The 5,932-nt window shown below is 53.9% G+C and carries 7 protein-coding genes; 6 read left to right on the top strand and 1 reads right to left on the bottom strand.

Annotation, left to right across the window (positions count from 1 at the left end; translation table 11 throughout):
- Positions 1-108 precede the first annotated feature (108 nt).
- Both AC3B8H_RS17625 and AC3B8H_RS17620 read left to right on the top strand, forming a co-directional pair.
- Complete coding sequence (locus AC3B8H_RS17625) at positions 109-1,368, top strand: hypothetical protein (RefSeq protein ID WP_488442853.1); 1,260 nt, start codon at positions 109-111, stop codon at positions 1,366-1,368.
- On the top strand, positions 1,338-1,985 hold the full coding sequence (locus AC3B8H_RS17620; protein ID WP_488442852.1) for a methylamine utilization protein: 648 nt from the start codon (positions 1,338-1,340) through the stop codon (positions 1,983-1,985). Before AC3B8H_RS17625 ends, AC3B8H_RS17620 begins: the two co-directional genes overlap by 31 nt.
- A gap of 473 nt (positions 1,986-2,458) precedes the next feature.
- Here the strand turns inward: AC3B8H_RS17620 and AC3B8H_RS17615 are convergent, their stop codons facing one another.
- A complete protein-coding gene (locus AC3B8H_RS17615; RefSeq protein WP_488442851.1) occupies positions 2,459-3,286 on the bottom strand; it encodes a spondin domain-containing protein in 828 nt (275 codons plus the stop codon).
- Positions 3,287-3,534: 248 nt separating this feature from the next.
- On the opposite strand from AC3B8H_RS17615, the gene AC3B8H_RS17610 reads away from it, so the two are divergent.
- From AC3B8H_RS17610 to AC3B8H_RS17595, 4 genes are all read left to right on the top strand, one after another.
- Complete coding sequence (locus AC3B8H_RS17610) at positions 3,535-3,768, top strand: type II toxin-antitoxin system Phd/YefM family antitoxin (protein WP_064038432.1); 234 nt, start codon at positions 3,535-3,537, stop codon at positions 3,766-3,768.
- Positions 3,769-4,155 (top strand): type II toxin-antitoxin system VapC family toxin, encoded by a 387-nt coding sequence (locus AC3B8H_RS17605; protein ID WP_488442850.1) that lies wholly within the window; start codon positions 3,769-3,771, stop codon positions 4,153-4,155.
- Positions 4,156-4,235: 80 nt separating this feature from the next.
- Positions 4,236-5,129: a DNA adenine methylase gene (locus AC3B8H_RS17600; protein ID WP_488442849.1), complete on the top strand. Its 894-nt coding sequence runs from the start codon at positions 4,236-4,238 to the stop codon at positions 5,127-5,129.
- 4 nt (positions 5,130-5,133) lie between these two features.
- The coding region (locus AC3B8H_RS17595; protein WP_488442848.1) for a hypothetical protein at positions 5,134-5,932 on the top strand (799 nt) is incomplete at its 3' end.

The raw sequence follows: 5,932 nt of genomic DNA, 5'->3' as shown, positions 1-5,932 counted from the left end.
CTTGCAAGTCGATAGCGCGCTAGGCGTCGGCAGCGAGTTCCGCTTCGATTTGGCGGCGGCCGCTCCCGTCGGCAACCGGTCGGCGGGGCAGGGTCGATGACGAAGCGCATGGCGAGGCCATTGGGCGGTCGGTTCGAATTAATCGGACCGGTTGGCTTGTTGACGATAGTGTTGGCGCAAGCGGCGGCGGCCGATTCGGAATTTCCGGAACTGACCGTGCACGGTTTGCTGGACTTGCGTTACCAACACAGCGATGCCGCGCCTGGCGAGCTGGAACACGGCCTGGGCAAATTACGCGCCGGCGGCGAGCGCGACCGTTGGCGGGTCAACGAAGCCGCCGCCACGTTGCAGGTTCGGCTGGATTGGGACTGGATGGTCAACGCTACCGTCAAATACGCCGACCGCCAATCGGCACCGCTGGACTTGACCGAAGCCTATCTGGCCTACCGGCCGGTCGGCGACACCGGTTGGCGTTTGGCCGGCCGGCTGGGTATGTTCTTTCCGCCGATTTCGCTGGAGAACACCGGCACCGTCTGGACCAGCCCTTACACCTTGAGCTCGTCGACCATCAATGCCTGGGTCGGCGAGGAATTGCGCGCCTTCGGCGGCGAATTGCGTCTGGATTACCAAACCGAAGCCGGCGACAAACTGGGCGTGTTCGGCGCCGGTCTGGCCGCCAACGACACGGCCGGCCTGATGCTGGCCTGGCGCGGCTGGAGCTTGCACGACTTCGAATCGACCTTGACCAGCCGGCTGCGCCTGCCGGACGGCATCGGCGTAACGGCCTTGTTTCCCAAGCAGGCGAACGCCAGCCAAACCTTCGTCGAAGTGGACGGCCGGCCCGGATTTTACGCCGGCATATCCGCCGAACGGCCGCAACGTTACACGCTACGGGCTTTGTATTACGACAACAACGCCGACCCGGCCGCGCTGTCCGCCGGCCAATACGGCTGGCACGCCCGTTTCTGGAGCCTCGGCGCCAAGGCCGAATTGCCCTGGGACGCCACCTTGATTTCGCAAGCGATGACCGGCCGCACCAGCATGGGCGCGCTGAGCGGCGATTTGCGCGCGGTCGATGTCGGCTTTTGGTCGGCGTCCTGGCTGCTGAGCCGGCCGTTGGGCGACGGCCGTTTTAGCGTGCGTTACGAACGTTTCGGCAGCGACGAAAACGACTATTTGCCGCAAGACCGCAACAGCGAACACGGCCAGGCCTGGACCGTCAATTACAACCTGACTTTCGCTCAGCGCCATCAATTCAACGTCGAATTCAGCCGCATTTTCAGCGCCCGGCCGGCCCGGCTGGAACGCGGCGAAGCGGCATATCAGGAGGAGACGCTGTGGCAAGTCGGCTACAGGCTGTTTTTTTAACGGCGTGGGCTGCGGTGGCGCCGGCCGCGGAATTGCTTGGCAAGGCCGAAGCCGGAGGCCGACCGTTGGCCAATCTGGTGGTGGCCGCGCGGGCGCTGGACGAAGCCGGCCGGGTCAAAGCCGCGCCACCGCCGGCCGCAATGGCGCTGGACCAGAAAAGCCGCGAATTCATCCCTCACGTGTTGGCGGTGCGCGCCGGCACCCCAGTGTATTTTCCGAACAGCGATGCCATCAAGCACCACGTCTATTCGTTTTCGCCGGCCAAGCGCTTCGAGATCAAACTTTACAGCGGCGTGCCGCCCGAGCCGGTGATATTCGGTCAACCCGGCATCGTCGCGTTGGGCTGCAATATTCACGATTGGATGCTGGGTTATGTTTACGTCAGCGACGCGGATTATTTGGCGGTTTCCGATCCGGAGGGCCGTTGGAGCCTGGACTTGCCGAACGGCCGCTACCGCCTGACTTTCTGGCACCCGGATGCCGCCGAACAGCCGACCGATCAGGTCGTGAGCGTGCCGGCCGAAGAGTTGCGTGTATCCATAGACTTGAAAACGCGTTTTCAGACAGGCAAACCGCCGGCCAGCCTGCAAAACCAAGGTTACGGCGACGGGTTTTGACGCGACGTATCGCCAAGCCTGAGTACAAATCCAGATTTGTACTTCTGGCCGGAACTGGGTGACAGCGAAAAATCGCAGGAGAAAGCTCGTGCCACCGCCGGCCCGACTATTCGAATTAAAGCCACCGCCCGTTGCCGAACAACAACTCGCGTCCGTTCGAGCGTATTTGAGCTTTAAGTCGGAGTATAAATCTAGATTTGTACTCCGGGCCGGAACAGGGTGACAGCGAAAAATCGCAGGAGAAAGCTCGTGCCACCGCCGGCCCGACTATTCGAATTGCAGCCACCGCCCGTTGCCGAACAACAAACCGTGTCCGTTCGAGCGTATTTGAGCTTTAAGCCGGAGTACAAATCTAGATTTGTACTCCCAGCCAGAGCCAACAGACCGCAGAAAGCCGTTAAGTTAAGCCCGTCACCAACTACGCTAGCGCCAACCTTAGTCCGCTATCGCAACTAACGAACGAACCGAGCTCCTTACGCCGACAAGCCCGAAACCGGCGCCCGCCTCCGCAACCAACCGAACAACGGCAACACGCTGCCGAACAACCACGCCGCCGCCGGTACCGGTACTTGCGACACCGCGCTGATTTGCAACAGCGGCGTGTTGGCGCCGGGCAGGTCGGTAAAGTTGTAACCGGCCGGGGTTGCCAAGCCGGCGTAGACTGCAAAGTCGTGGTTGGCTTGAATCGTGCCGTTTTGCGCCGGGCTGTCCAAGGCATTGGAACCGACCAGGAACGCCGCGCCGGTGGTGCCATCCAGTTCGGTGCCGGCATCCCAAATGCTGCTGCCGTTCTCGATGAAGGTGCCGCCGGTGAAATGACCTTGGGCGTCGAACAATTCGATTTCGGTTGGCGAATCGTTACCGACGAAACGGTCGTTGGACGGTACTACCATCGCGAAGTAGCTCAGATAACGGTTTTTTACCGGGTCCAGATTCAAAGTAACGCTGCCGCTACCGCCGGGCAGGAATATGCCGGGGCCGAATGCGTTAACCGACGCGGTCACCGTCGCGCTGGTGCCGCCGGCCGCCGCCGCACCGCTGGCCGCGAACGCCGACGACAAACCGCCGCCGTTGCCCAATTCGGCGATCGCTTCGATGGCCGCAGAAGCGGTGGTGCCGACGTCGAAGGCGTCGAAAGAACCGTCGTGCAACGCAATAAAGAACGGACTCAAGGCCGGTCCGTTGGCGGCGGACAAATTGCTGAAACTCAAGGTAACTTGCGCCGCCTCGGCCGAACTCAACGGCGCCGCGCCGGCCGCCAACAACAGCGCCGACAGCGCGAAAGCATGGTTTTTTTGCATCGTGATTCTCCTTAATATGAATGCCAAATGGCGCGGCCATTGTGCAAACGGAAACATCACGAAATCCTCACCGGGCGGTCAAATCGGTGTGAGATTTGGGGCTGTCAGTCTTCAATTGCAGCCGTAGGGTGGGCAAATTTGCCCACCGTTTCAATCCGCGTGGGCACAAATCCGTGCCCACCGGACTGACTACTCGCTGAGATTTGCTATACTGACTTGGTCTAATTACTTGGTCAAGAGGAGTGATTGTGAGCACTTATACACTTTATAACGCCAAAACCCATTTATCCAGCTTGGTCGAACAAGCATTTGCCGGCGAGGAAGTTATCATTGCCAAAGGCAAATTACCGCTGGTTAAGCTGGTGCCGATAACTGAAAGCCGTCCGCAACGGCGATTCGGCGCAATGAAAGGTCAAGCCCCGGTTACCGAAGCCTTCTTCGAGGCATTACCGGACGAAGAATTGGATGCCTGGGCGCAGTAGATGAAAGCGTTGTTGGACACTCATGCTTTGTTATGGTGGCTGGACGGTGACGAGAAGCTATCTCGAATTGCGAAAGAGTGGATTGCCGAGCCCAGTCACGTCATTCTGGTCAGTGCCGCTTCGGCCTGGGAAATAGCCACCAAAGTGCGTATCGGCAAATTGCCGGGAGCCGAAGCCGTGGTCGATAGCTTCCAGGATTGCCTGAAGGAACAAGGTTTCACTCCGCTGGCGATCACAACCGACCACGCATTGCGAGCCGGATGCCTGCCTGGTCCGCACCGTGACCCTTTCGACCGCATGTTGATCGCTCAAGCTCAGGCCGAGAATATTGCCTTGATCAGCAATGAAGCGTTGTTCGATAGTTTTGGGGTTAGGCGGATTTGGTGAGTTGGTAAGATTCCAACAATATTCTATGCGACTTAAAAGTAAAATCAGTTTCTATTACCTATTTTTGATTGCGAGTTTTTATGAAATTTACTAGCCCGTTACGCTATCCAGGAGGTAAGGGCAGTCTTTCAGGTTTTTTAGCGAATGTTATTGACTTAAATGATTTGAGGGGTTGCGATTATTTCGAACCTTATGCTGGGGGGGCTGGTGCTGCAATAAACTTGTTACGAAGCGATGTTGTTTCAAAAATATCAATTAATGACGCTGACAATCGAATTTATTATTTTTGGAAATATGCCTTAAGCGAAACCGAACGTTTCGTCGAAAAAATACTATCAATACCGTTGACTATTGAAGAATGGCACAAACAAAAATATATATGTACAAACCCATATAATTATGCTCAATTTGATGTCGGATTTTCCGCGTTTTATATGAATCGTTGTAATCGATCTGGGGTGTTAACTGGTGCCGGCCCTATTGGTGGATATCAGCAAAATGGAAAATGGCGATTAAGTGTAAGATTTAATCGAGAGGCTCTGGCCGAACGATTTTTGATTCTAGCCAGATTGAAGGAACGGGTATTAGTTACAAATATGGATGCCGTTGATTTTTTGAATAGGAGTTTACCTAAAAACATTAACAAAAATCCTAGTTTTGTTTATCTTGATCCACCCTATGTAAACAAAGGGCAGAGACTTTACCTTAATGCTTATGAACCCAAAGATCATGCTCAAATTGCAAGCCATCTGCAATATCAGCGGGAATTACCTTGGATCATGTCTTACGACGACACCGACTTAGTTCGAAATCTATATGCAAAACAGCAAATTTTTATGTTGCCTATCCGTTATTCGCTTCAAAAGAAAAGGACGGCTAGAGAATTGATTATAGCTCCGCATCATATCTCGTTACCCAAGTCTTGTAGAATCAGTGGTCAAGAATCTTTAATTTCGAATTGCATACAAGGTTGATCTCATGAATTCAGATACCCGTATCACTTTAATACCTGTCGAAGATTTGCATTTCGATCATCGTAATCCAAGATTATCTGAATATGGAATAGATACTAATACATTAGAGGCCGATATTCTAAAAATTCTTTGGGATGCGATGGATGTTCGTGAACTGGTGCAATCAATTGCCGCTAGTGGTTTTTTCCCTCATGAGGCCTTGATTGTCGCGTTTGAGCAGGATAAAAATATTGTCATTGAAGGAAATCGCCGCTTGGCAGCGGTAAAGGTTTTATTGAATCCTGAGCTTGCAACCGATAACGGTTGGGATATTCCAAAACTTTCTAGCGAAGCACGAAAATCCCTAGCTTCCCTGCCGGCCATCAAGTCGGACCGGAAAGATTCATGGCGCTTTTTAGGGTTTAAGCACGTAAATGGACCGGCGAAATGGAGCAGTTATGCCAAGGCCGCTTATATCGCCGAAGTACACCGTGAATATCAAATACCATTGGCCGACATCGCCAATCAAATAGGCGATAGACACAATACGGTTCAACGGTTATTTCGAGGCTTGATGGTATTGGAGCAAGCCGAGCAGGCCAAGGTTTATCATCGCGATGATCGCTTCAGACAACGATTGGCTTTCTCTCATCTTTATACCGGACTCGATTATGAGGGTATTGGTGCATTTTTAAATATTGCCTCCAAAGAGAGCGAAACAAGTGCTCCTGTCCCTCAGGATAAATTGAATGAACTAGAAGAGTTTTGTACCTGGCTTTATGGAAGTAAAAAACGCCAAATCCCACCGGTTGTAGAATCTCAAA

This window comes from Methylomonas sp. BG-2 (genome assembly GCF_057766305.1).
Note: the sequence above shows the minus strand (reverse complement) of the source record. Positions and strands in the feature narration are given on the sequence as shown.